The 22,647-nt window shown below is 60.9% G+C and carries 18 protein-coding genes and 1 pseudogene; 15 read left to right on the top strand and 4 right to left on the bottom strand.

Annotation, left to right across the window (positions count from 1 at the left end; translation table 11 throughout):
• Nucleotides 1-20: 20 nt before the first annotated feature.
• A complete protein-coding gene (gene glnE / locus BLL52_RS03565) occupies nucleotides 21-2,717 on the bottom strand; it encodes a bifunctional [glutamate--ammonia ligase]-adenylyl-L-tyrosine phosphorylase/[glutamate--ammonia-ligase] adenylyltransferase (RefSeq protein WP_241838984.1) in 2,697 nt (898 codons plus the stop codon).
• Nucleotides 2,718-2,749: 32 nt separating this feature from the next.
• Here glnE and BLL52_RS03560 point away from each other — a divergent pair, with 32 nt between their 5' ends.
• From BLL52_RS03560 to BLL52_RS03525, 8 genes are all read left to right on the top strand, one after another.
• A complete protein-coding gene (locus tag BLL52_RS03560; RefSeq protein WP_075585352.1) occupies nucleotides 2,750-6,853 on the top strand; it encodes a YhdP family protein in 4,104 nt (1,367 codons plus the stop codon).
• Nucleotides 6,850-7,710, top strand: a complete 861-nt coding sequence (locus BLL52_RS03555; RefSeq protein ID WP_075585351.1) for a carbon-nitrogen hydrolase family protein — start codon at nucleotides 6,850-6,852, stop codon at nucleotides 7,708-7,710. The genes BLL52_RS03560 and BLL52_RS03555 overlap by 4 nt, the downstream gene beginning before the upstream one ends.
• The gene (gene mltA, locus BLL52_RS03550; RefSeq protein ID WP_083633770.1) at nucleotides 7,707-8,903 is read left to right on the top strand and encodes a murein transglycosylase A; all 1,197 of its coding nucleotides are present in this window, start codon (nucleotides 7,707-7,709) and stop codon (nucleotides 8,901-8,903) included. Before BLL52_RS03555 ends, mltA begins: the two co-directional genes overlap by 4 nt.
• A gap of 65 nt (nucleotides 8,904-8,968) precedes the next feature.
• Nucleotides 8,969-9,919 carry a chemotaxis protein gene (locus BLL52_RS03545; protein ID WP_075585350.1) on the top strand — a complete coding sequence of 317 codons (951 nt, stop codon included), beginning with the start codon at nucleotides 8,969-8,971 and terminating at the stop codon, nucleotides 9,917-9,919.
• 361 nt (nucleotides 9,920-10,280) lie between these two features.
• A complete protein-coding gene (gene yajC, locus BLL52_RS03540) occupies nucleotides 10,281-10,607 on the top strand; it encodes a preprotein translocase subunit YajC (protein WP_075585573.1) in 327 nt (108 codons plus the stop codon).
• A 50-nt stretch (nucleotides 10,608-10,657) separates the two neighbouring features.
• A complete protein-coding gene (secD, locus tag BLL52_RS03535; RefSeq protein WP_075585349.1) occupies nucleotides 10,658-12,538 on the top strand; it encodes a protein translocase subunit SecD in 1,881 nt (626 codons plus the stop codon).
• 11 nt (nucleotides 12,539-12,549) lie between these two features.
• Nucleotides 12,550-13,506: a protein translocase subunit SecF gene (gene secF, locus BLL52_RS03530; RefSeq protein WP_075585348.1), complete on the top strand. Its 957-nt coding sequence runs from the start codon at nucleotides 12,550-12,552 to the stop codon at nucleotides 13,504-13,506.
• 15 nt (nucleotides 13,507-13,521) lie between these two features.
• Complete coding sequence (locus BLL52_RS03525) at nucleotides 13,522-16,005, top strand: DUF1631 family protein (RefSeq protein WP_075585347.1); 2,484 nt, start codon at nucleotides 13,522-13,524, stop codon at nucleotides 16,003-16,005.
• A 4-nt stretch (nucleotides 16,006-16,009) separates the two neighbouring features.
• On the opposite strand, the gene BLL52_RS03520 is transcribed toward BLL52_RS03525, so the two are convergent.
• The 3 genes and pseudogenes from BLL52_RS03520 to BLL52_RS03510 form a co-directional block, all read right to left on the bottom strand.
• Nucleotides 16,010-16,486 carry a DUF494 family protein gene (locus tag BLL52_RS03520; protein ID WP_075585346.1) on the bottom strand — a complete coding sequence of 159 codons (477 nt, stop codon included), beginning with the start codon at nucleotides 16,484-16,486 and terminating at the stop codon, nucleotides 16,010-16,012.
• A gap of 161 nt (nucleotides 16,487-16,647) precedes the next feature.
• A pseudogene (gene dprA / locus BLL52_RS03515) lies at nucleotides 16,648-17,873 on the bottom strand (DNA-processing protein DprA).
• Nucleotides 17,874-17,921: 48 nt separating this feature from the next.
• Nucleotides 17,922-19,130: a LysM peptidoglycan-binding domain-containing protein gene (locus BLL52_RS03510; RefSeq protein ID WP_075585345.1), complete on the bottom strand. Its 1,209-nt coding sequence runs from the start codon at nucleotides 19,128-19,130 to the stop codon at nucleotides 17,922-17,924.
• Nucleotides 19,131-19,260: 130 nt separating this feature from the next.
• On the opposite strand from BLL52_RS03510, the gene def reads away from it, so the two are divergent.
• The 7 genes from def to BLL52_RS03480 all read left to right on the top strand — a co-directional run bounded on the left by def (nucleotide 19,261) and on the right by BLL52_RS03480 (nucleotide 22,627).
• Nucleotides 19,261-19,782, top strand: coding sequence for a peptide deformylase (gene def / locus BLL52_RS03505; RefSeq protein ID WP_075585344.1), 522 nt, complete (start codon nucleotides 19,261-19,263; stop codon nucleotides 19,780-19,782).
• A complete protein-coding gene (gene fmt, locus BLL52_RS03500) occupies nucleotides 19,779-20,738 on the top strand; it encodes a methionyl-tRNA formyltransferase (protein ID WP_075585343.1) in 960 nt (319 codons plus the stop codon). The genes def and fmt overlap by 4 nt, the downstream gene beginning before the upstream one ends.
• Nucleotides 20,739-20,760: 22 nt before the next feature.
• Entirely contained in the window at nucleotides 20,761-20,991 is a 231-nt protein-coding gene (locus tag BLL52_RS21825) for a hypothetical protein (protein ID WP_338065721.1), read from the top strand.
• Nucleotides 20,988-21,272 carry a hypothetical protein gene (locus tag BLL52_RS21820; protein ID WP_338065720.1) on the top strand — a complete coding sequence of 95 codons (285 nt, stop codon included), beginning with the start codon at nucleotides 20,988-20,990 and terminating at the stop codon, nucleotides 21,270-21,272. Before BLL52_RS21825 ends, BLL52_RS21820 begins: the two co-directional genes overlap by 4 nt.
• A complete protein-coding gene (locus tag BLL52_RS03490; RefSeq protein ID WP_083633769.1) occupies nucleotides 21,269-21,736 on the top strand; it encodes an AzlD domain-containing protein in 468 nt (155 codons plus the stop codon). The genes BLL52_RS21820 and BLL52_RS03490 overlap by 4 nt, the downstream gene beginning before the upstream one ends.
• Nucleotides 21,737-21,739: 3 nt before the next feature.
• Complete coding sequence (locus tag BLL52_RS03485) at nucleotides 21,740-22,108, top strand: Hpt domain-containing protein (protein WP_083633768.1); 369 nt, start codon at nucleotides 21,740-21,742, stop codon at nucleotides 22,106-22,108.
• Between the two features lie 135 nt (nucleotides 22,109-22,243).
• Nucleotides 22,244-22,627, top strand: a complete 384-nt coding sequence (locus BLL52_RS03480) for a response regulator (RefSeq protein ID WP_075585342.1) — start codon at nucleotides 22,244-22,246, stop codon at nucleotides 22,625-22,627.
• Nucleotides 22,628-22,647: the final 20 nt, after the last annotated feature.

The following is a 22,647-nucleotide window of genomic DNA, read 5'->3' as shown; positions in this document are numbered from 1 at the left end:
CAAAGAAAGAGGTCGGTGCTTCAGGCAAACACCACATGCCACAAGGCCAGAATCGCCTGGCGCTCGGTCTGCATCTGATCAGGCCCCACCTGGCCCGACGCCTCATTCAGGCGGGCACGGTGTTGTACCTGGCGCAGCGTGCGGTAAGCGCTGGCTGCCGCATGGCCGATGCCCGGCGGCAGTAGCCCCAGCACTTCGGCGCGCTCCAGCAAGGCAATGTTGCCGGCGTTGACCATCAGCTCAGGCTGCTGGCGCGACTGCGACAGCACCAGAAATTGCATCACAAACTCGGCATCCATCATGCCGCCCTGGCTGAACTTCAGGTCAAACACACCGGGCTTGACCGGGTGAGCGCTGTCAACGCGCGCGCGCATGGCACTGATCTCAAGGCGCAGCGCTTCAACATCGCGCTCAGCGGTGATGACTGCGGTGCGCACCGCATCAAATCTCTGGCGCAGCTCAGCATCACCTAGCACGCAGCGTGCCCGGGTCATGGCCTGATGCTCCCAGGTCCAGGCGGTGTTGGAGCCGCGTTGCTGCTGGTAATTGGCGTAGGACGAAAAGCTGGTGATCAGCAGGCCGGCATTGCCATTGGGTCGTAGCGCGGTGTCGATCTCGTACAGATCGCCCTCGCCGGTTTTGACGGTGAGCCAGTTGATGAGCTTGCGCACCAGATTGGCGTAGGCCTCGGGGGCGCGGTCATCGTCGTCGTCAAAGACAAACACCAGGTCCAAGTCGCTGCCGTAGCCCAGTTCCTTGCCGCCGAGTTTGCCGTAAGCGATGATGCCGAACTGCGGCTGCTGGCAGTGGGCTGTTTTCAGGCGGCTCCAGCACCAGCGGGTGCTCACGCGCAGCAGCACATCGGCCAGCGCGCTCAAATCATCAGCCACCTGCTCCACCGTTAGTTTGCCTTCAATGTCGCGAGCCAAGGTGCGAAACACCTCGGCATGGTGTGCGCGGCGCAGCAGGTTCAGCAAGGTCTCTTCATCATCTTCGCCAGCAGACTGCAGCGCCCGGTGGCGGTGTTCCAGTTCGGCTTCAAAGCCGCTGGCATCAAAGCGTTCGTCCAGCATGGTGGCGCCAGCCAGTTCGTCAATCACCCCCGGGTGCAGCAGCAGATAGCGCGCAGGCCAGCGTGCTGCCCCCAGCAGGTGCAACAGGCGCTCATGCACATTGGGGCGTTCGAGCAACATCGCCAGGTAGCTTTCACGGCGCAACAGCGGCTCCATCCAGTCCACCAGCCCCACAGCGGCAGCTTCCGAGACCCGGTTTTCCCGCACCCACTGGGCGGTGCGTGACAGCAGGCGCATTAGCCGCGCCCGGGCTTCTTCGCGCAGCGCCAGCACGCGCGGGTGTTCCACCCAGGAGGTCAGTCGTTGGCGAAAAGCGTCTCCGAGTTGCGGCAACAGCTCGCTCATGGTGTCCGCCGACTCGGCAGATTTGCCGTTCTGGCAGCCTTTGCATACCGGTGCGCCGCCGCCGAGCAGTTTGTCAAACTCCTGCGCCACCAACTCACGGTGGCTGTCAAGTTGTGCCAGCAGATGCTGGGGTGAGGCAAAACCCAGGGTGCTGGCGATCCACGCCAGATCGGTGTCCTGGGTGGGCAGGATATGGGTTTGCTGGTCGTCCAGGTATTGAATGCGGTGCTCTACCTGGCGTAAAAAGGTGTAGGCCTGTGCCAGCGCTTGGGCGGTGTCACTGTCCATCAAGTTGGCTTTGACAAGGCGTGGCAGCGCGCTAAGAGTTGGGCGGGTGCGGAGTTCGGGGTATTGACCGCCGCGCACCACTTGCAGCAGTTGCACGATGAATTCGATCTCGCGAATACCGCCGCGCGAGAGCTTGACGTCGTTGGCGCGCTCCGGGCGGCCCGCGCTGCGCTTGTTGGCGTGGTCGCGAATTTGTTGGTGCAGCAGCCGCAGCGCGTCAAACACGTTGTAGTCCAGATAGCGCCGAAAAACGAAGGGCATCACCACCTGACGCAGCGCCAGCACCGCGCCGCTGTGCACACTGGCCCAGGGTGCCACGACGCGGCTTTTTAGCCAGGCAAAGCGCTCCCACTCACGGCCCTGGACGTGCAGGTAGTGTTCCAGCGCGTCTAACGATACGGCTGCTGGCCCGGAGTTACCGTTCGGGCGCAGCGCCAGGTCCACCCGAAACACAAACCCATGCTCGGTGGTTTCCCCCACCAACGCGTAAACCGCGCGTACCGCCTTGCCAAAATACTCGTGGTTGCTAATGCGACCACGCCCCAGGGCGTTGCCAGCGGTGTCGCCGTCTTCGTCGTAGATGTAAATCAGATCGATATCGCTGGAGACATTGAGCTCCCGGGCACCCAACTTGCCCATGCCGACAATCCACAAATCGGCCCGCTGGCCGCTGTCAGTCAGGGGCGCGCCATGCGCCTCGTCCAGTGTTGCCAATACCTCTGACAGCGCCTGGTTCAGGGCAAACTCGGCCAGTTCGGTCATGGCCTGGGTGACCTCGCCCAAGTCAGCCTGACCTTCGCAATCCAGGCAAAGTAGGCGCTCCAGCACCAGAGCGCGGGTCATGCGCAACGCGCTGGCGGTGTCTTGCCCGGCGGCCTGGAAGGCGTCAAAAGTGGTTCTCAGGTGCGCCGGGGTCGGCAGGCCGGGTGCCAGCAGGTGCAGTTGTGACGCGTATCGGCGGCGCACGCGCTGCGCAAAACGGGAGTGCAGGGCCAATAGGGTGCGGGTCATAATTCTGCTGTGCAACTTCATTTCCAAAAAATTTGTTCCCGCTGTCCGTCACTGTGCTGAGAGCCTGGGCCGCTGCGACGCGCGTTTTGCTGATCGTTGCGGTGTCGGCTTGGCTGCTTCTGGGGGCAGGTTGGGGCGCACTCCACTGGTGGATTGTGCCGCGAATCGGTGATTTCCGCCCGCAACTGCAAGCTCTGGCCAGCAAGGCGGTGGGCGTTCCGGTGCGGGTGACCAGCTTGGTCGCACACTCTGCAGGCTTGATGCCATCGTTTGAGCTGGGCGGTGTGGAAATGCTCGATGCGGCCGGGCGGGTTGCCTTGAGCCTGCCGCAGGTGCTGGTGACTTTGTCGCCACGTTCTGTGGTTCGGCTGGGCTTTGAGCAAATTTATATTCACCAGCCCAAACTGGACATTCGGCGCGACGCTGCTGGTCACATCTTTGTCGCAGGCCAGGATCTGTCTGGCCCCAGTGCTGGCAACCAGGACGCCCTGGACTGGTTTTTCTCGCAAACGGAGCTCGTCATCCAGGGTGCCACTGTGCAGTGGACCGATGAACTGCGAAACGCACCACCGCTGGCACTGCAGCAGGTGAATGCTGTGGCGCGCAATCGGGGTCGCCATCATGACCTGCGGGTTGACGCGACACCGCCGGAGTCCTGGGGCGAGCGGTTTAGCGTGCAAGCGCAATTTTTGCAACCCCTGCTGGCTCGCCAGGCAGGCCAATGGCAGCGCTGGGAAGGGCAGGCGTTTGTCGACTTCAAGCGGGTTGACCTGTCTGAATTGCGCCGCTTTGCCAATTTGGGATTCGAATTGCATCAAGGGCGCGGTGCCTTGCGAGCCTGGGCAGATGTGCGCCAGGGGCAAGTAACCGGGGTGACCGCTGACCTGGCCCTGGCGGAGGTCGCGCTGACGCTCGGCCCAGGGCTGCAACCGTTGGCCCTGCAAGGAATTCTGGGTCGGGTGGCCGGGCGTTTACTGGCTGATGGTTTCGAGGTGTCTACGCCGTCGCTGGCCTTTGAAACCGCAGAAGGGGTGCGCTGGTCGGGTGGCAATCTGCGGGTGATGTCCCAGGGGCTGCAGGGGCCCAGTGCTGCGCGTGGCGAGATACAGGCGCAACGGCTGGACCTGGCCACGCTGGCGCAGATTGCTGACCACTTGCCACTTCAGCCACAACTGCGCGAAAGGCTGCAGCGCTTTGCACCGCAAGGACAGGTTGAGTCGCTGGTCGCCAGTTGGCAGGGGCCACTTGCGAACCTTGAGCAGTACCAGATGAAGGGACGGTTGCGGCAGCTGACGCTGGCGCCGGTAGGCGAGGTGCCCGGTGTCCAGGGGTTGAATGCAGAGTTTGAGCTGGATCAGGGGGCTGGCATGGCCCGGTTGTCGATGTCTCAGGGCAGTGTGGCAGCCCCCCAGATTTTTCAGGAGCCGCTGATTCCGCTTCATAAGCTTTCTGCCGATGTCACCTGGAAGCTGGTGAAGGACCACATTGCCGTGGACGTGGCCAACCTGCGCTTTAGCAACGCCGACGCCGAAGGTCAGGCCCATATTAAATGGCATACCAGTGAGGTGGGCGTGCCAGCTACGCGCAGCCGTTTCCCCGGTGTGCTGGATGTTCAGGCCAGCCTGAGCCGCGCTGAGGGGCAGCGGGTTTATAGGTATTTGCCGCTGGTGATTGACGCCCAAGCCCGTGACTATGTGCGTGACGCCGTTTTGGTGGGTAGCGCTAAAAATGTCCAGTTTTCGGTGCGCGGCGAGATCGACCAGATGCCCGCCACACGCCCAGAGCAAGGTGAGTTCAGGATAACGGCCGATGTCAGCCAAGCCCGGTTTGCCTACCTGCCCAGAAGTTTGCAAAAGGCGAAGGAGTTGCCTTGGCCCATCCTGAGTGACCTCAGTGGCAAACTGGTGATCACTGGTCAGCAACTGCAGGTTCAAGGCGCTCAGGCCAAGCTGGGTGAGGGAACTGCGCTACACATTTCCAAGGCAGATGTCAACATACCGGACTTCACGCAGACCACGGTGCTGGTGAGTGTTGAGATGACCGGCCCCTTGAAAGATGCGTTGCGTGTGGTCAAAACCTCGGCGTTGGCAGAGCTAACCAACCAGGCGCTCGATAGTGCCGAGGCGGCCGGCAATGCCGATTTCAAGCTGCAACTGGCGTTGCCGATTGCCCGCATTGCGTCGTCGACCGTCAAGGGGAGCGTGGCGCTCGCCGGCAATGACCTGCAAATCACGCCGGACACGCCCAAGCTTGGCCGCGCGCGCGGCGTGATTCATTACACCGAGACTGGTTTCAGCCTGGCGGGTGTGCAGGCGCGAGTGCTGGGGGGAGACGCCCGGCTCGACGGTGGTTTGGTTTTGGCAGAAAACGCTGGTAACGCAGGGGCACCCCGCGCTGCGCCGAGGGTGATCCGGGTCACGGGCGCCGCCACGGCAGAGGGTTTGCGCCAGGCCAAAGAGTTGGGCGCGGTGTCGCGGTTGGCGACTTTTGCCAGCGGCACGGCGGCTTACAGTGTTGTCTTGGGTTGGCAACGTGGTCAGATGGAAACGTTGGTCACCAGTGACCTGCAGGGTTTGGCATCGACGTTGCCTTCGCCGCTCCAAAAGGATGCCGCAAGTCGCCTGGCGTTGCGCTACCAGACCGCCGTGCTGAGCGCTGGCAGCGCCCAGAAACCGGCGTTGCGCGACCAATTAAGCTTCAGTTTGGACGGTCTGGCGCGCGTGGTTTACGAGCGTGATGTGTCCCGCGCGACACCGCGGGTGCTGCGGGGTGTGCTGATGCTGGGCGCCAGCGAACTGGACGCCGTTACCTTACCCGCGCAAGGGGTCAGCGCCCGGGTCAAATTGCGGCAGTTCGATGCTGACGCCTGGAGCGAGGCGCTGCCGCAGCTCAACGGCCAGCTGCAGCTCGGTTCGGTGCTAGCGAATGGTAATGCGCCAGAGTTGGCTTATTTGCCCACCTTCCTGGCGGTGCGCACCGACAGCCTGACGCTGGGCGGGCAAGCATTTAGCCGGGTGGTGCTGGGTGTGCGCCGCGAGGGTCAGGTTTGGCGCGGTGAAGTAGAAGCCAGCGAGCTCAGTGGTTATGTGGAATACCGCCAACCCAGTGAAGGCACGGTGGCCGGCAGTGGCGGTCGCGTCTTCGCCCGACTGTCACGTCTGACGCTGGCAGCCAGCGCAGCCAACGAGTTTGAGGACTTGCTGGATGCCCAGCCTGCCAGCATTCCGGCGCTGGATATTGTGGTGGACGACTTTGAGCTGCGCGGCAAGCGTCTGGGGCGCCTCGAGGTGGACGCGGTCAACCGCGCCGCAGCGGCTTCAGGCGCAGGTGCCGCGCGCGAGTGGCGGCTGAATAAACTCAACCTGATCACCCCTGAGGCGACCCTGACCACGCAGGGCAACTGGACCCGCATCAACGCCCAGGCGGCGAGCGCAGCGCCAGGCGGTGCCGAGCGGCGGCGCACGGTACTCAATTTCACGCTCAGTATGACCGACGGTGGCAAGCTGCTCAGCCGCTTTGGCATGAACGAGGTGATCCGCCGCGCTAGTGGCAAGATGCAAGGCCAGGTTGCGTGGATTGGTTCGCCCTTCAAGCCGGACTATCCAAGCCTGGGCGGCGCGTTTACGGTGGATGTGGCGTCGGGTCAGTTTCTCAAGGCCGACCCCGGCTTGGCCAAGCTGCTGGGTGTGCTCAGCCTGCAAGCCTTGCCAAGGCGCCTCGTGCTGGATTTTCGCGATGTCTTCAGCCACGGTTTTGCCTTTGACTTTGTGCGCGGTGATGTCACGCTGGACAAAGGCATTGCCCGCACCAACAACCTGCAGATGAAAGGTGTCAACGCGGCGGTGCTGATGGAAGGCTCTGCCGATATCGCCCGTGAAACGCAAGACCTGAAGGTGGTGGTGGTGCCCGAAATCAATGCCGGCACCGCCTCACTGATCGCCACGGTGATCAACCCGGCGGTTGGTCTGGGCACGTTTCTGGCGCAGATGTTCCTGCGCCGACCACTGACCGAGTCCGCCACCCAGGAGTTTCATGTTGACGGCTCCTGGGCTGATCCCCAGGTGACCAAGATCAAACGCAAACCCTCGGCCAGTGGCGCAACTATTACCGAGCCGAACAAGGAGCCCACCCCATGAAAGTCGCTGCCATCCAGATGGTGTCTGGCACCCAGCTGCAGGCCAACCTGCAACAAGCGCGTGCGTTGTTGCGTGAGGCAGCGCAAGCGGGCGCCGAGTTGGCGGTACTGCCCGAGTACTTTTGCCTGATGGGCAAGCAGGATGCCGACAAGCTGGCCATTGCCGAGACCTATGGTCACGGGCCAATCCAGCAGTTTTTGGCGCATGCAGCCCGTGAAGAGGGCCTGTGGTTGGTGGGCGGCACCCTGCCGCTGGTGCCCGATGGGGCTGATGGGGCTTGCGCGCCTGACGCGCCCGATGCCAGCGCCCCACCCCAGCGCGTTTGCAACAGCAGCCTGGTGTTTTCGCCCGACGGCGACTGCGTGGCGCGCTACGACAAGATGCATCTGTTTCGCTTTGACAACGGTGTGGAGCACTATGACGAGTCAAGCGTGCTGCTGGCGGGTACCCAGCCCACCACGTTTGACTTGGATGCACGCGATGGCCAGCGCTGGCGCATCGGTTTGAGTGTGTGTTATGACCTGCGTTTTGCCGAGCTCTACCGGGCTTACGCCAGCGCCGGAGCGCACCTGCTGCTGGTGCCCAGTGCCTTCACCTACACCACCGGTCAGACGCATTGGGAGGTATTGCTGCGCGCCCGAGCCATCGAAAACCTGGCCTTTGTAGTCGCCGCCGCGCAAGGTGGCGAGCATGAAAATGGTCGCCAGACTTGGGGCCAGTCCATGCTGATTGACCCCTGGGGTAAGGTGCTGGCGCAGCGCGCGCAGCAGGCTGGGGTGGTCATGGCGGATCTGGACTTTGCGCTGCTGAACGCCTGGCGCAGCCGTCTGCCCGCGCTGGAGCATCGGGTTTTATGAGACATCAAGGCGTGCTGCGCTGCCTGCAGCTTTTCTTGGCGCGCCCAGCTGCGGCACTGGCGCTGGCCTTGTTGGGTGCCTGCGCCAGTGTGCCGGAATCAGTCCCCGGCACGAGCACGCCACAGGCATGGCCAACGCCTGCGAGCCCAGCGCCCGGCACTGGCGTGGCGCCTGACTATGCGGGTAGTACGGGCCCGGTCATCTTGCAGCGCAACAGCCGCTGGGTGCCGGTGCCTTGGACTGAGCTGCCGGGCTTTGACAGTGATGCGCTGTTTGAAGCGTGGAACGCCTGGCTGAAAAGCTGCGAGCGCCCGGGTGCGGTTTTTGCGTCGCTGTGCCCCGAGGTACGGCGCTTGAGCATTGGGGATAACGCGATGCAACGTGCCTGGCTGCAGTCGCGCTTGCAGCCGTACCGGGTCGAGCCGCTGCAGGGCGGTCAGGCGTTGGGCTTGCTAACCGCCTATTTTGAGCCTGAATTCGCTGCGCGGCGCCAGCCGGGCGATGGTTCCAACACACCTTTGTACCAGCTTCCAGCAGGCCTGAGTCCTGGCAAACCCTGGTTCAACCGCCGCGATGCCGAAACCCTGCCCCAGGCGCAGGCGGCGTTGCAGGGGCGGGAATTGGTCTATTTGGCGGACCCGGTGGATGCCATGCTGCTGCAAATCCAGGGCTCCGGGCGGATGCGTGTGACCGAGCCTGATGGCCAACAGCGTCTGGTGCGCCTAGCCTATGCCGGGCACAACGGCCAGCCGTATCAGAGTATTGGCCGCTGGCTACTCGATCGTGGTGAAGTGCGTGACGCCACTTGGCCCGGCATTCGCGCATGGATCAATCGAAACCCGCAGCGGGTGAATGAGTTGCTGTGGCAAAACCCGCGCTTGGTGTTTTTCAAGGAAGAAGCTTTGGGTGAGTTTGATGCGGGCTTTGGGCCGCGCGGCGCGCAAGGTGTGCCATTGACGCCCGGGCGCTCGATTGCCGTGGACCCCAACAGCATTCCCTATGGCACGCCGGTCTGGCTGGCCTCCGAGGGGCCTAATCTGTCTTTGCAACGGTTGGTGATGGCACAAGACACTGGCAGCGCCATTGTTGGCGCCGTGCGAGCCGATTATTTTGTAGGCTGGGGCGCTCAGGCGGGCGACTTGGCAGGTCGACTCAAACAGCCGCTCAGGCTCTGGGTGTTGTGGCCAAAGTAGCGGCAATGGCGTTACCATTGAATGCAGGTCGCGGATTCACCGAACCATCTCCAACACGACACATCATGAACAAATCGAGCATGCGCGACATTGACGAGCGGACCAACTTGGCAGGCAACAGCATGTTTGAGTTGCTGCTGTTTCGTCTGGGCGAGGCCCCTGGCACCGATCGGCGCGAACTGTTTGGCATCAACGTCTTTAAAGTGCGCGAGATTTTGGTCATGCCCGAGATCACCGCGATGGTGAACTCGCCACCGGCGGTGATGGGGGTGGCCAATATCCGTGGCCAGATGATCACCGTGATCAATCTGCCGCAAATTGTCGGCACCAACCCCACCAAGGGTCTGGGCATTTTGCTGGTGACCGAGTTTGCCCGCACCACGCAGGCGTTTGCGGTGGAAGAGGTCAATGAAATCGTGCGGCTGGAGTGGAAGCATGTGCTCTCCGCCGAAGGCCGGGGCGGCGGTTTGGTGACCAGCATTGCCCGCCTGGACGGCAATGCCGAAAACACCCGCCTGGCGCAGGTGTTGGACGTGGAGCAGATTCTGCGCGACGTGTTCCCTGAGCAGCATGCCGACAATGTCGAGGTGAGTGACAAGCTGCATCTGCCCCCAGGCACCGTGATTCTGGCCGCTGATGACTCTGCGGTGGCGCGCATGATGATCGAGCAGGGGCTCAAATCCATGGATGCGCCCTTCATCATGACCAAAACCGGCCTGGAAGCCTGGAACCGCCTCAAGGCGATGGCATCTGATGCCGAGTCGCAAGGCAAAACCATTCGCGACAAGGTCGCCCTGGTGCTGACCGACCTGGAAATGCCCGAGATGGACGGCTTCACCCTGACGCGCAATATCAAACAAGACCCGCGTTTCAGCGGCTTGCCGGTGGTGATCCACTCATCACTTACGGGTGCCACCAACGAAGACCATGTGCGCAAGGTAGGTGCCGATGGTTATGTGGCCAAGTTTGTTGCCGAAGAGCTGGCGCAGGCGATTCGAAAAGTCTTGAGCCGCTGATTGGAAGCTATCTAGAACGCTATAGTAAATATAGCTTTCGGCGCTTTATGCACAAGGGCTAGAGCCATTTTTCTTATATATTCATATTGTGCCTGGCGGCGCGTGTTTGCGCGGTGTGTTGAACGTGCGGGTTGCCTGCTTTTGTGCCCTAAGCCAACCCAGAAGCATGGACGACTTGAACGCACGTGGTGCCGCTTGGGGTCGAAATGGCTCTAGTACTGGCAGGTATTGCGGAAAACATCTAGGGGAGTTGGCCTCTCAACGGGTGCCGCATACAATCAGAAGTTAGCTTGCCGACGCTTTTTCAGGCGTTTTGGTTGGGCGCTTTGTTTTTCAACCGATCAAAAATCTGGAGTTACTTGTGTTTATTTCCTCTGCTTTTGCGCAAGTCGCGCCTGCCGCTGGCGGCGACATGCAATCTTCCCTGATGGGCATGCTGCCCTTGGTTTTGATGTTTGTGGTGCTGTATTTTGTGATGATTCGCCCGCAAATGAAAAAGGCCAAGGAGCACAAAAACATGGTCGAAGCCCTTGGCAAAGGGGATGAAGTGGTCACCTCTGGTGGTTTGCTCGGCAAGGTGACCAAGCTCACTGACGGCTTTCTCAGCGTCGAGATCGCTAATGGTGTTGAAGTGCAGCTGCAGCGCAGCGCAGTCGTTCAGGTGCTGCCCAAAGGCTCCATCAAATAATTTGGCTTGACGTTGGCGCTGGCTGGCAGTTTGTTCTCTGAAGGGCGGTCATGAATCGTTACCCGGTTTGGAAGTATGTGGTCATCTTGATCGCAATGGTGGTGGCTGGCTTGTATGCGCTGCCCAATTTTTTTGGCGAATCGCCAGCCGTGCAGGTGTCCTCAATCAAGACGCTGGTCAAAGTGGATGCCAGTACCTTGGCGCAGGTAGAGGCCGCACTGACATCAGCCGCTATCGAGCCTGATCAGGTGGTGCTGGAGGGTGCGTCGATCAAGATACGCCTGAGCACCACCGACGCCCAGCTCAAGGCGAAGGACGCGATTCAAAAGGCCTTGGTGCCCGACCCTACCAATCCAAACTTCGTGGTGGCGCTCAATCTGGTCTCACGCTCCCCCGCCTGGCTGACCGCGCTGCATGCGTCTCCGATGTACCTCGGCCTGGATTTGCGCGGTGGGGTGCACTTCATGTTGCAGGTGGACATGCAGGCGGCGCTGACCAAACGCGCTGAGTCTTTGGCGGGTGATGTGCGCACCACCCTGCGCGAGAAAAATATCCGCCACAGCGGTATCAGCCGAGAAGGTCAGACGATTGAGGTCAAGTTTCGCGATACCGCCACGATGGCCGCTGCGCAAGCGGTTTTTCAGGACCAATTTACCGATCTGCAAACCGTCGAGACCGCGGACGGGACCGACTTTAAGCTGACCGCGTCCATCAAGTCTGACGCGGCACGGCGCATTCAGGATCAGGCCCTCAAGCAAAACATCACCACCCTGCACAACCGGATCAACGAGCTGGGTGTGGCCGAGCCGGTGATCCAGCAGCAAGGGCTGGACCGCATCGTGGTGCAGTTGCCGGGCGTGCAGGATACCGCCAAGGCCAAGGACATTCTGGGCCGTACCGCTACGCTGGAAGTGCGCATGGTCGATGAAAGTGCCGAGGCACGGGCTGCCGAGGCGGGTACCGGCATGGTGCCACTGGGCTCTGAGCGTTATCTGGAGCGCGATGGCCAGCCGGTGATTGTGAAGAAACAGGTCATCCTGACCGGCGAGAACTTGACCGACGCCCAGCCTGGCTTTGATGGCCAGACGCAAGAGCCTACCGTCAACCTGAATCTGGATGCCAAGGGCACCCGCATCTTTCGCGATGTGACGCGTGAGAACGTCGGCAAGCGCATGGCCATTTTGCTGTTTGAAAAAGGCAAGGGTGAGGTGGTGACAGCGCCGGTGATTCGTGACGAGATCGGTGGCGGGCGCGTACAGATCTCGGGCCGCATGACCACCATGGAAGCCAATGACACCTCCTTGCTGCTGCGGTCGGGCTCGCTGGCAGCCCCGATGGAGATCATTGAGGAAACCACCATTGGCCCGAGTCTCGGTGCGGAAAACATCGCCAAGGGTTTTAACAGCGTCACCTGGGGCTTTCTGGCGGTAGCGGTGTTCATGTGTTTGTATTACATGCTGTTTGGCGTGTTCTCCAGCGTGGCGCTGGCGTTCAACCTGTTGCTTCTGGTGGCGGTGTTGTCCATGCTGCAAGCCACCCTGACTTTGCCAGGTATGGCGGCCATGGCGCTGGTGCTGGGTATGGCGATTGACGCCAACGTGCTGATCAACGAGCGCATCCGTGAAGAACTGCGCGGTGGGGCCTCGGCGCAGGCAGCCATTCACACCGGGTACGAGCGCGCCTGGGCCACCATTTTCGACTCCAACATCACCACCCTGATCGCCGGTCTGGCCTTGCTGGCCTTTGGTTCCGGGCCAGTGCGTGGCTTTGCAGTGGTGCATTGTTTGGGTATCATGACCAGCATGTTTTCCGGCGTGTTTTTCTCACGTGGTGTGGTCAATTTCTGGTACGGGCGCAAAAATCGGCTTAAAACGGTGTCAATCGGTACGATCTGGCGGCCTGACTCCGGAACTGCCATCAAGGCTAAGTAAGGAAAGCAACCATGGAATTTTTTAGAATCAAGCGTGACATCCCGTTCATGCGCCATGCGTTGGCGTTCAACGTGGTCTCGCTGGTCACGTTCCTGGCAGCCGTTTTTTTCCTTTTCTCGCGCGGATTGCATCTGTCAGTCGAGTTCACTGGCGGCACCCTGCTGGAGGTGACCTACAGCCAGCCTGCCGATGTAGGTGCGGTGCGCGACACCGTGGCCAAGCTTGGGTTTGAAGATGCTCAGGTGCAAAACTTTGGTAGCGCCCGTGATGTGCTGATCCGTCTGCCTGTGCGCAAGGGCGTCACCTCTGCACAGCAAAGCAATCAGGTCATGGCCGCATTGCAGGCAGTGGATGCGGGTGCCACCATGCGACGCGCCGAGTACGTCGGCCCGCAGGTGGGCGACGAATTGGCGGCAGACGGGTTGAAGGCGCTGGCGTTTGTGGTGGTCGGCATCATGATCTACCTCGCGATACGCTTTGAGTGGAAATTTGCCGTCGCGGCCATCATCGCCAACCTGCACGATGTGATCATTATTCTGGGCTTTTTTGCATTTTTCCAGTGGGAGTTCTCGCTGCCCGTATTGGCGGCGGTGCTGGCGGTGCTAGGCTACTCGGTGAACGAGTCGGTGGTTATCTTTGACCGGATTCGTGAGAACTTTCGCCGCTACCGCAAGATGAGCACGGTGGAAATCATCAATAACGCCATCACCTCTACCATCAGTCGCACCATCATCACGCATGGCTCCACGCAAATGATGGTGCTGTCCATGCTGCTTTTTGGCGGTGCCACGCTGCATTACTTTGCGCTGGCACTGACTATCGGCATTTTGTTTGGCATCTATTCATCGGTCTTTGTTGCCGCTTCCATCGTCATGTGGCTGGGCATTGAGCGTGAAGACCTGGTCAAGAGCTCGGGTGCCAAAAAAGACACCGACCCGAACGACCCGAACGCCGGAGCAACGGTGTAAGCCGCTGATTGCGTCGTGGCGACCCTTCCGCTGAGCCCATCGCAAGCCAGACTGGCGCTGCAGATGCGCCAGCGCCTGGTCACTCAGGTGGGTGCATCGTTGCATGAGCTGCTGGACAAGGTTCAGGAGCGTCTCAGAAACCTGATGGACGAAGCCGCGCCATCGCGTGAGGCGCAGTTGAGGCGCGACACCTGGATGTCTTATCAGCGCTACAAGACGCGCTGGATGGACGGCACCCTCCAAGCCTGGCAGACGGCGCTGGTTGCCGAGCCGAAACCCACCGGTCCACAGTCGCGCTTGGGCACAGGCTTTGAGCTTGAACTGTTGGGAACCGACGCTGTCGAGCACAAAATCATCGCCTCACGGATGGCATTGAACCTGATGGAAAAGGGGTCCGAGCCGGTTCACGACCTGTGCAAACGGCTCAAATACCTCAACAACAACCAGGCCTTGTCCGCGCGTGACATTGTTCACCCGGAAGTGATGCTCCTGCATGTCGTCGAGCAATGGGAGGCCGCCGGCATGTCACGCGAGGCCTGGCCACTGGTGACGCCGGTGGTTCAGCAACATCTGAACGAACATTTTGGCAAAGCCTACACCCGCTGCAACGCGGAACTGATCAAACTGGGTGTTCTGCCGGTCATCGAATTTGGCTCGCCCACCAGTGCCTCGTCTTTTGAGAATGTGAACGAGCCGTTCCCCCAGCCACCGCCAGCGCCTCAGGCCCCTGTAACAGGCCAGCAGCGCCGGGCCTCAGACCAGGCGGCCAGAGGGCAGCAAGCTGCTGCGCAGAGTCGCTCTGGTGGTGTGCGTATTGGCTCGCCAGTGGGTCGAGCGGGTGGCATTTATGGTCGTGCGCAAGGCCTGATGGAACAGGTCGGGCGTTTGCTCAGCGGGGCGTTTCTGGAAAGTGCCCCCCCTGGTGCTGGTGCATCAGCAGGGTTTGCACCCGGCGGATCTGGCGGTGGTTTTGTTCCGGCGGGACCGGGTGGCGCTGAAGCCGGCTACCAAGGCGGTGGTGTTTACCCCGGGCAATTGGGTGGCGGTGTCCTCGGCATGGCGTCTGCCATGGGTGGCGCTAACGGGCAAATCGCCTACGCTGGGCCGTCGGCGCCGCTGATGATGGCCATGGCCCAGCAGCCACGGCTGCAGGACGTCCAGTTTTTTACCTCGGACGGCGGCGGACAGATCGTCTACCCGGTAGCGGTGGCGCAGATGGCCACAGAGCTGCGGCAACTCTCCACTGACCTTAAAGGCAAGGCCCAGACCGACAACGAAAAAGCCATCATCGAACTGGTGGCGCTGATGTTTCAGTCGATTCTGCAGGAAGACCGTATTCCAGCCGGTGCCCGGGTCTGGTTTGCGCGCCTGCAAATGCCGGTGCTGCGCATTGCCCTGGCCGACCCGGATTTTTTCAACAAGCTTGATCACCCGGCGCGCCAGCTGATCGACCACATGGGTTCCTGTGTGCTGGGTTTCGACTCCAGTGGCATCAGCACCGAGGCGCTGGAGGCAGAAATCAAGCGCGTCGTGCAGGTGGTGGAGCAATACCCCGAAACCGGTGATCGGGTTTACAAGCGGGTCTACGAAGAGTTTCAGCAGTTTCTGAAAAAACATTTGGCCAAGAAGCCGTCGGCGCAAAAGGTGATGGGCGTTGCCGAGCAGCTGGAGCAGAAGGAAACCCTGGCCATTCAATACACCATTGAATTGCGCGACCAGCTCAAGGACATGCCGGTGCGCGAAGAAATTCGCTCCTTCCTGTTCAAGGTCTGGGCCGAGGTGTTGGCGGTGTCCACCGTGCGCCAGGGCAAACAGCATGAGGAAACCCTGATGCTGAAAAAGACCGCCACCGACCTCATCTGGGCTGCCAGTGCCAAACCCAACCGTGCTGATCGGTCCAAGGTGATCGCTGGCCTCTCGGGCTTGTTGCTTAACTTGCGCGACGGCATGAACCGTTTGGGCATCGTACGCTCGGCGCAGGAGGCGCACATCAAAGTCATCAGTGACACCCTGGCTGACGCCTTTATGGCCAAGACCGAGGCGATCGCTGACGAGCAGATCCAGGCAATGGCGTTGCGGCTCGCTGAACTGGACGACTACATCAGCGATGACGGCGGTGAAGAGCTGCCGCTTGATACCGAGAACATTGAGGAACTGCTGGGTGTTGAGACGACCGATCTGGACGTCATCAATGAGGGCGGTGGACAGGCCAGTGCGGTCATGCTGGAGTGGGCGCGCGATCTGGCGCTGGGCTCATGGTTTGCGTTGAATTACAAGACCAACATAGCGCAGGTGCAGTTTGTCTGGCGCAGCCCGCTGGGGCATCTGCACTTGTTTGCCAATAACCTGGGCCACAGTTACCTGTTTCAGACGCCGCGTCTGGCGGCGTACCTGCAAGTGGCGCTGCTCGATCCGCAGGAAGACGAGCCGTTGACCGCGCGCGCCACACGCTCGGCGCTGGGTGAAATTCAGGCCAATCCGTCGCGTCTGCTGGCCTGACGGTTCAATGCGCCAGCCGGTTACACGGCTTGTCGCACAGCTCATCGCGCACCAGGGCATCGGGCTCGCGGGCCAGCCCCCAAAACACCATCAGCACCAGCAGTTTCAGCTCATCCAGGCTGATCGTGTTGGCGGGGGCGGCCAAGGCGCGTTCCAGCACCAGTTCTAGTTCTTCTCTGGGCAGGGCGCCAGCGGCTGTCAGAAAAACCAGCAACCCCCAGCCACTCATTCCCAGCTTAGTTTGCTCGGTGCGGGTCAGCACCCGCATGGCAGCTGCACCGGGTGCTGGCGGCTCGCCACAAGGCGCCCGGCTAGGCAAGTGCGCCGCTGCATTTTTGAGGTCTTCCAGCCAGAGCAGTGCCCGCTCCACCTGATGCGGTACGAAACCAAGGGTGTTCAGGGTTCGGTGCAAGGCGGGCAGTTCCGGGCAGGTATAGCGGTCGCAGTAGTTGTCGTAAACAAAGGCGAGGACTTCAAACATGGCCTCAATATACCGCTGGGTCGATGCCGCTAAGAGCGAAACTGGCCGGAAAATCAGACTTCATTGCATTGCAAAATCATCCGTGTCGTAGTTGCCTCGCCTCATCGTGCTGCTGCACTGCCTGCGGGGTCTGGCACAAACTGAATGATTTGGAAACGCTATCAGGCGCTTAGGCGCTGAAACAGGCCACCTGGCAGGCGCGCCACCAGGCCATCGAGCTCCAGCCCCATTAGCTGTGCTTGCAGTTGCGCCGTCTCCAGGCCGGTGCGGGCCTGCATCGCCTCCAGCCCGACCGGGTCAAACCCCAGAGCCTTTAGCAGCTGATCATCATTGCCAAAAATGCCTTCAGCCCTTTCTGCATAAGCGCTAGCAGCTATGGATTCGGTAGTTTTGGACAGCTTGGTGGGCCAGGTCAGTTCTCCCAGCACATCCTGTGCCGACTCCACCAGCTTGGCACCTTGTTTGATCAGCGCATGGCAGCCGCGCGATTGCGCGGCATGGATCGAGCCCGGTATGGCAAACACCTCGTGGCCCTGCTCGCAGGTCAGCCGGGCGGTGATCAGCGAGCCCGATTTGATGGCGGCCTCCACCACCAGCGTGCCTTGCGCCAGCCCGGCAATCAAGCGGTTGCGCTTGGGGAAGTTGGCCGTCAATGGCGGTGTCCCCAGCGCATACTCGCTGATCAGCAGCCCGTGCTCAGCGATGCGGTGAGCCACGATCCGTGGTGTGCCTTGGGGTAGACGCGGTCCAGCCCGGTGCCGACCACGGCCACGGTCACGGCGGCGTGGCTGTCGCTGACACCATCGAGTGCGCCTTGGTGTGCGGCGCCATCAATGCCCAGCGCCAGGCCGCTCACCACGGTCAACCCCGCTTGCGCGAACGACTTGGCAAACAGCCGGGCATTGGCAGCGCCTTGGGGTGTTGGGTTGCGGCTGCCGACGATGGCCAGGCTTGATTGGGTGTCGATCGTCTGCCTGTTTGCTATATTAAAAGTAGCTGTCAGCGCTTTATCTATAAGGGCTGGAGGCTTATTTGGCTTATAACTGGCATTGCCCAGCAGGTACAGCAACAGCGGTGGATCATCCAGGTTCAACAGTGCTTGCGGGTACAGCGGGTCGCCCAGCGTGGCTATTTGGCGCCGCGGACCGTTGGCCGGGCTTTGTTGTAGCCAGACCCACGTCAGGTCAACCAGGGCGGCCAGTTCTTGCGGCTCAGTGCACAGCGCCTGCACTTGAGTGCTATTGACCACCTGTTTCAAGGCGGCAGTGGGTTGGTCAAAAATAGCCTGCGGTAGGCCAAACGTCGCTAACAGTTTGCGGGCGCTGATGTTGCCAACACCTGGGGTGAGGGTCAGGCGCAACCAGGCTGCAAGTTCGTCGCGTTGCACGTCGTCAGAAGGTCTTGGGTGGCGCTGCAAGGCGTTGGGAACGCGCTTTTAACGTGGGTTAATCAGTCGGTCACCCACCTTAACGCCGCTGGTGATGTCTAGCACCAGCCCGTAGGAGAGCTTGTCAAAGGTGCGAAACACCATCAGCAGGCCGTTGCGCTCATCTGGCAGGCGGATAGTGGCACGTTGCTCGTCAGTCTTGTCGACCAGCCGGGCGCCAGCGTTCAAAATGGCCAGCACATGGCCGTTTTCCATGCCATCCTGGGTGCCCTTGTTGATGATCACCACTTGGTTCTGCGCCGCATTCACCACGGCGCTACCGTAGATCGAGACGATGCGCGCATCCACTGGCGCCTGAGGCGCGTGGGGTACATAGCTTTGCAATTGCCGTGGCGGATCGGGCAACAGGCGGTCACCCACGCGCATTTCCTCCTTGACGTCGACGATATCGATGGTGGCAGGCACGATATCAACCTGGGTGGTGCCGTCTTTGCCAGTGGATTCTTGGGTGCCTTCGCTGCGCGCCAGCAGGGCTTTGCCCAGATAGCCCGCCTCAAATCCCAGCACTTCGCCAGTGACCGGGTCTTTCAGGGGGATCGCGTTACGGAACACCCGGAACACTTGTTGCTTGTGCTGCGGGTCGTCAATCAGCTCGTTCGAGGAGGTGCTGCGCACGTAAGCGCGGTCGCCGTGGGTCAGAAACACCCGGCCATCCTGCGCCGCCACTATGCGCGGTGCGCTGCTCATGGTCTGGTCGTCGACGATGATGCCGTCCGACAAAAACGGCTCGATAAGATGGTTTTGCAGGGTCGGCAAGGCGCTGTCAGCCAGGCCCTCAATGCGCGTGCGGGGCGATAGTTTGACCGTGGGGATGGCGCCGTCGTTTGCGCGGGTGGTTAGCCGGGCACGCCCATTGGAGGTGTCCAAATAAAGCGTTTGGCCGGGGTAGATCAGGTGCGGGTTTTTGATATCGGCCAGATTCATGCCCCACAACTCGGGCCAGCGCCAGGGTGACTTCAGGAACAGGCCCGAGATAGCCCACAACGTGTCGCCTGATTTAATGGTGTAGCGCGACGGCGCGTCGGCGCGGAGTTCGCTCAACGCCACGCCACTTTGTGCCACCTGGTTGGCCGTTGCACGCTGTTGCGCCGTGACGGGGAAGTTTTGTGCCTGAACCGCGCCGCTGACTAGGGCGCCACAGGCCAGCAAGGTGCAGCTCAGCCGGGTGCGGGCCGCTCTAAGAAAAATAGTAGACATGGTGTTTGGTACCCTGTTGTGTCGCGCGAGATTTTGCGCTCAAGCCCTTGATTGAGCAACGATTCTCGCCTGACGAATGCGCAGGCGGGCAAAAAAGTAGCGAAAATAATGACATCTCAGGACACATACTATGGCATTACTCACAATTATTTGCTACCCAGACGAAAGACTACACACCGTCGCCAAGCCCGTCGCAGCGGTCGATGACCGCATTCAGACCCTGATCGCCGACATGCTGGAGACCATGTACGAAGCCAACGGTGTCGGTCTTGCCGCCACCCAAGTGGATGTTCACGAGCGGGTTGTGGTCATGGACCTGTCCGATGGCCGCGACACCCCGCTGGTGCTGATCAACCCGAAGATGCTCTGGAACAGCTCAGGAATGCACCTCAATGAAGAAGGCTGCCTGTCGGTGCCCGGCATTTTTGACAGCGTCCAGCGTCATGACAGCATCAAGATCGAGGCGCAAGACCGCGACGCCAAGCTGTGCCTGATCGAAGCCGAGGGCATGCTGTCGGTGTGCATCCAACACGAAATGGACCACTTGCTAGGTAAAGTGTTTGTTGAATACCTGTCGCCGCTCAAACGCAACCGCATCAAGACCAAACTGCTGAAAGCGCAGCGCGAAGGCCGCGTTGCCAAGCTGGTTTGAAGCTGGTCTTTGCGGGAACCCCTGAATTTGCAGCGGTTGCACTGGCCAGCCTGTTGGCCGCTGGCCATGAGGTCGCGCTGGTGCTGACCCAGCCCGACCGCCCGGCAGGGCGCGGCCTTAAATTGCACGCCTCGCCGGTCAAGCAACTGGCCCAGCAACATGGCATTCCCATTGCACAGCCGCGCAGCCTGCGTCTCGATGGCAAGTACGCTGACGACGCGCATGCGGCACAACAGCTGCTGCAAGCGCTCGGTGCCGATGCCATGGTGGTTGCGGCTTACGGACTCATCCTGCCGCAATGGGTGCTGGCGCTGCCAAAGCAGGGCTGTTTCAATATTCATGGCTCCTTGTTGCCGCGCTGGCGTGGTGCCGCGCCGATTCACCGGGCCATTGAGGCGGGCGACACGCAGACCGGTGTCACCATCATGCAGATGGATGCCGGGCTGGATACCGGCGACATGCTGCTGAGTCAGGCGGTACCGATTCAAGACACCGCCACCACTGGCAGCCTGCACGACCAGTTGGCTGACCTGGGCGCGCAACTGATGGTGCAGGCCCTGGCGCTACTGCAGCAGGGTTCGCTGCGCCCGGTCGCACAGCCCACCGCGGGCGTGACCTACGCCGCCAAGGTGGGTAAAGCCGAAGCGGTCATTGACTGGGCACAGCCTGCGGCCACCATTACCCGGCGGGTGCGTGCCTTCAACCCGTTTCCCGGGGCCAGTACCTTGTTGCGCGGTGAGCCCCTCAAAGTGTGGGCGGCCAGCGTCGGCACGGGTACACCGCCCACATCCCAGTCTTATGGGCTAATACTGGCTGTAGCCCATACGGGTATTGCGGTAGCAGCTATGGATTCAATAGTATTGTTAAACGAACTGCAGCGCCCGGGTGGCAAGCGGCTGGGCGTGGCGGATTTCTTGCGCGGCTTTGATCTGCAGCCCGGCACCGTGCTGGGCTAAGCTGCCAACCAGGGGCGCCGAGTTGTTCAACGCTGCCTGGCTTCGGCATTCTGAATTTCGCGCAGGTGCGCTGGACGCGCTGGGTGCGGCGCCAGGCTTGGCGGCCTGGGGGCTGATGACCGGCGTGGCGATGATGAACTCGGGCCTGAGTACCTTTGAAGCGCTGTTGATGGGTGTGACCACAACGCCTGAACCGCAGCTGGCGCAGCAAGCGTTTCTTGCGGGCAACTGTGGCGTGACCTGGGTGTCGTGAGTGGGCATGGCCTATTGGGCATCTTCCTGGCGGGCCTGATTCCTGCCGCCTGGGGCCTGGGTTTTGCCGGCATCCTGGCGCTGCTGGGCATCTTGATGTCTTTGGCGTCCAGCCGATTGCGCTGGGTCAGTGCCGGGGTGGCTGGGGCTGCAGCCGTGGCCGCTTTTGCGTTGCCGTTCAAGCTGAATATTTTGTTGGCCATTGCTGCGGCGGTGGCCATGAGCCTGCTGCTGGAGTCGGCGCGCCGGGCTCGTGACACCACTTCGGGCGGTTCTGCATGAGGTCCGTGACGGATGTCTGGACGGTGCTGGTGATTCTCGGGCTGGCGGTGATCACGGTGGTCACGCGCTCGCTGTTTTTCATCTCCAGCAAGCCGTGGCAGTTGCCACACTGGGCGCAGCGCGGTTTGCAATACGCACCAAATACGGCACTGGCCACGGTGATCGTGCCAGAACTGGTCATGACGCACGGGCAGCTCATGCCCGGCTGGCAAGACGCCCGGCTGTTTGCGGCGCTGGCAGGTGCCGCCTGGTTTTTGACCCACAGAGCCCAGCGCCAGGCGGTACTGGGCACGATTGTGATGGGCATGGCGGTGTATTTGCCGCTGCATCTGGCTTTGGGCTGGTGGAAACCTCACTGGGCGGTGCTTGGCCAGGGTTTTAGAATGGCTTGGCCGTGTCTGTTGTTGTGTCAATGCGGTTGTAGCCGCGGCGGTTACGCGCATCAGGAAATAAAAAGGGTTTGAGTCATGAACAGTCCATTCATCAGCAACCCGGTTGCCACGCGCCTAGATGTCGCGCGCGGTGCTGACATGATGGGTTCCGAGGCAGCACTGCGCAACATTCTGGCCACCGTGCTGGTCAGTTTGTCAGCCGATGTGCCTTCCATGGATGCAGCGCTGCAAGCCGGTGATGTGGCGAGCGCCAACCGCATGTTGCATGCCCTCAAAGGCTACGTGCCCATCTTTGGTAGCGACGCCCTGATTGAGCAGGTGGTTTCGGTTGAAAAGCTCAGCAAAACCGAGTCTGCGACGGTGGTGCAGGTGGCATATGCACAACTCGGACCTGAGTTGCACGGTTTGTTGGCCGAGATTCAATATTTTTTAGATGTGGGTTAATGCGGATTAATTCCGGTTAAGCGACGCCCTTCTTTGCCAAGTTTCCCCGTGAGCGTGCTGCTAGTATCAATCTGGTACGGATGGCGCCAAACACCCTCGTCCTGATCTGTTTTTTTTCATAAAGAGCGCATCACAATGAAATTCACACTTGCCCGAGTTCTGGTTGTTGATGACGATCAGGTGATGCGCACCTTTGTGGTCAACAGCTTGCGCCGTTTGGGTATTCACGCAATTGAGACGGCGCAGGACGGCGGCAGTGCCCTGCGCGCGATGGTCAGCTTCAAGCCCGATCTGGTGCTCACCGACATCCACATGCAGCCCATGAACGGGATTGAATTTGTCCAGCAACTGCGCAAGCACGCCAACCCCTTGATAAAAAAAATGAAGGTGATTTTCATGAGCGCCGATGCCAGCACCGAGACGCTGGAGCAAGCTTTACCCCTGGGGACCTTTGGCTACATCGTCAAGCCGCCAAGCCCGGAAATACTGCAAGCCAAACTTAAGTTAGCCCTGAAATAAACGCAGTTACCTGCTCCGTG

It is taken from the genome of Rhodoferax antarcticus ANT.BR (assembly GCF_001938565.1).
Taxonomy (GTDB): domain Bacteria; phylum Pseudomonadota; class Gammaproteobacteria; order Burkholderiales; family Burkholderiaceae_C; genus Rhodoferax; species Rhodoferax antarcticus.
The sequence above is the reverse complement of the archived record's forward strand: the minus strand, read 5'-3'. Positions and strand labels throughout refer to the sequence as shown.

Excerpts from the sequence above, each read along its gene's own strand:
- glnE (WP_241838984.1), bottom strand. The coding sequence starts at position 2,717 with ATGACCCGCACCCTATTGGCCCTGCACTCCCGTTTTGCGCAGCGCGTG.
- BLL52_RS03555 (WP_075585351.1), top strand. The coding sequence starts at position 6,850 with ATGAAAGTCGCTGCCATCCAGATGGTGTCTGGCACCCAGCTGCAGGCC.
- mltA (WP_083633770.1), top strand. The coding sequence starts at position 7,707 with ATGAGACATCAAGGCGTGCTGCGCTGCCTGCAGCTTTTCTTGGCGCGC.
- BLL52_RS03545 (WP_075585350.1), top strand. The coding sequence starts at position 8,969 with ATGAACAAATCGAGCATGCGCGACATTGACGAGCGGACCAACTTGGCA.
- secD (WP_075585349.1), top strand. The coding sequence starts at position 10,658 with ATGAATCGTTACCCGGTTTGGAAGTATGTGGTCATCTTGATCGCAATG.
- secF (WP_075585348.1), top strand. The coding sequence starts at position 12,550 with ATGGAATTTTTTAGAATCAAGCGTGACATCCCGTTCATGCGCCATGCG.
- BLL52_RS03520 (WP_075585346.1), bottom strand. The coding sequence starts at position 16,486 with ATGTTTGAAGTCCTCGCCTTTGTTTACGACAACTACTGCGACCGCTAT.
- BLL52_RS03510 (WP_075585345.1), bottom strand. The coding sequence starts at position 19,130 with ATGTCTACTATTTTTCTTAGAGCGGCCCGCACCCGGCTGAGCTGCACC.
- def (WP_075585344.1), top strand. The coding sequence starts at position 19,261 with ATGGCATTACTCACAATTATTTGCTACCCAGACGAAAGACTACACACC.
- BLL52_RS03490 (WP_083633769.1), top strand. The coding sequence starts at position 21,269 with ATGAGGTCCGTGACGGATGTCTGGACGGTGCTGGTGATTCTCGGGCTG.
- BLL52_RS03485 (WP_083633768.1), top strand. The coding sequence starts at position 21,740 with ATGAACAGTCCATTCATCAGCAACCCGGTTGCCACGCGCCTAGATGTC.
- BLL52_RS03480 (WP_075585342.1), top strand. The coding sequence starts at position 22,244 with ATGAAATTCACACTTGCCCGAGTTCTGGTTGTTGATGACGATCAGGTG.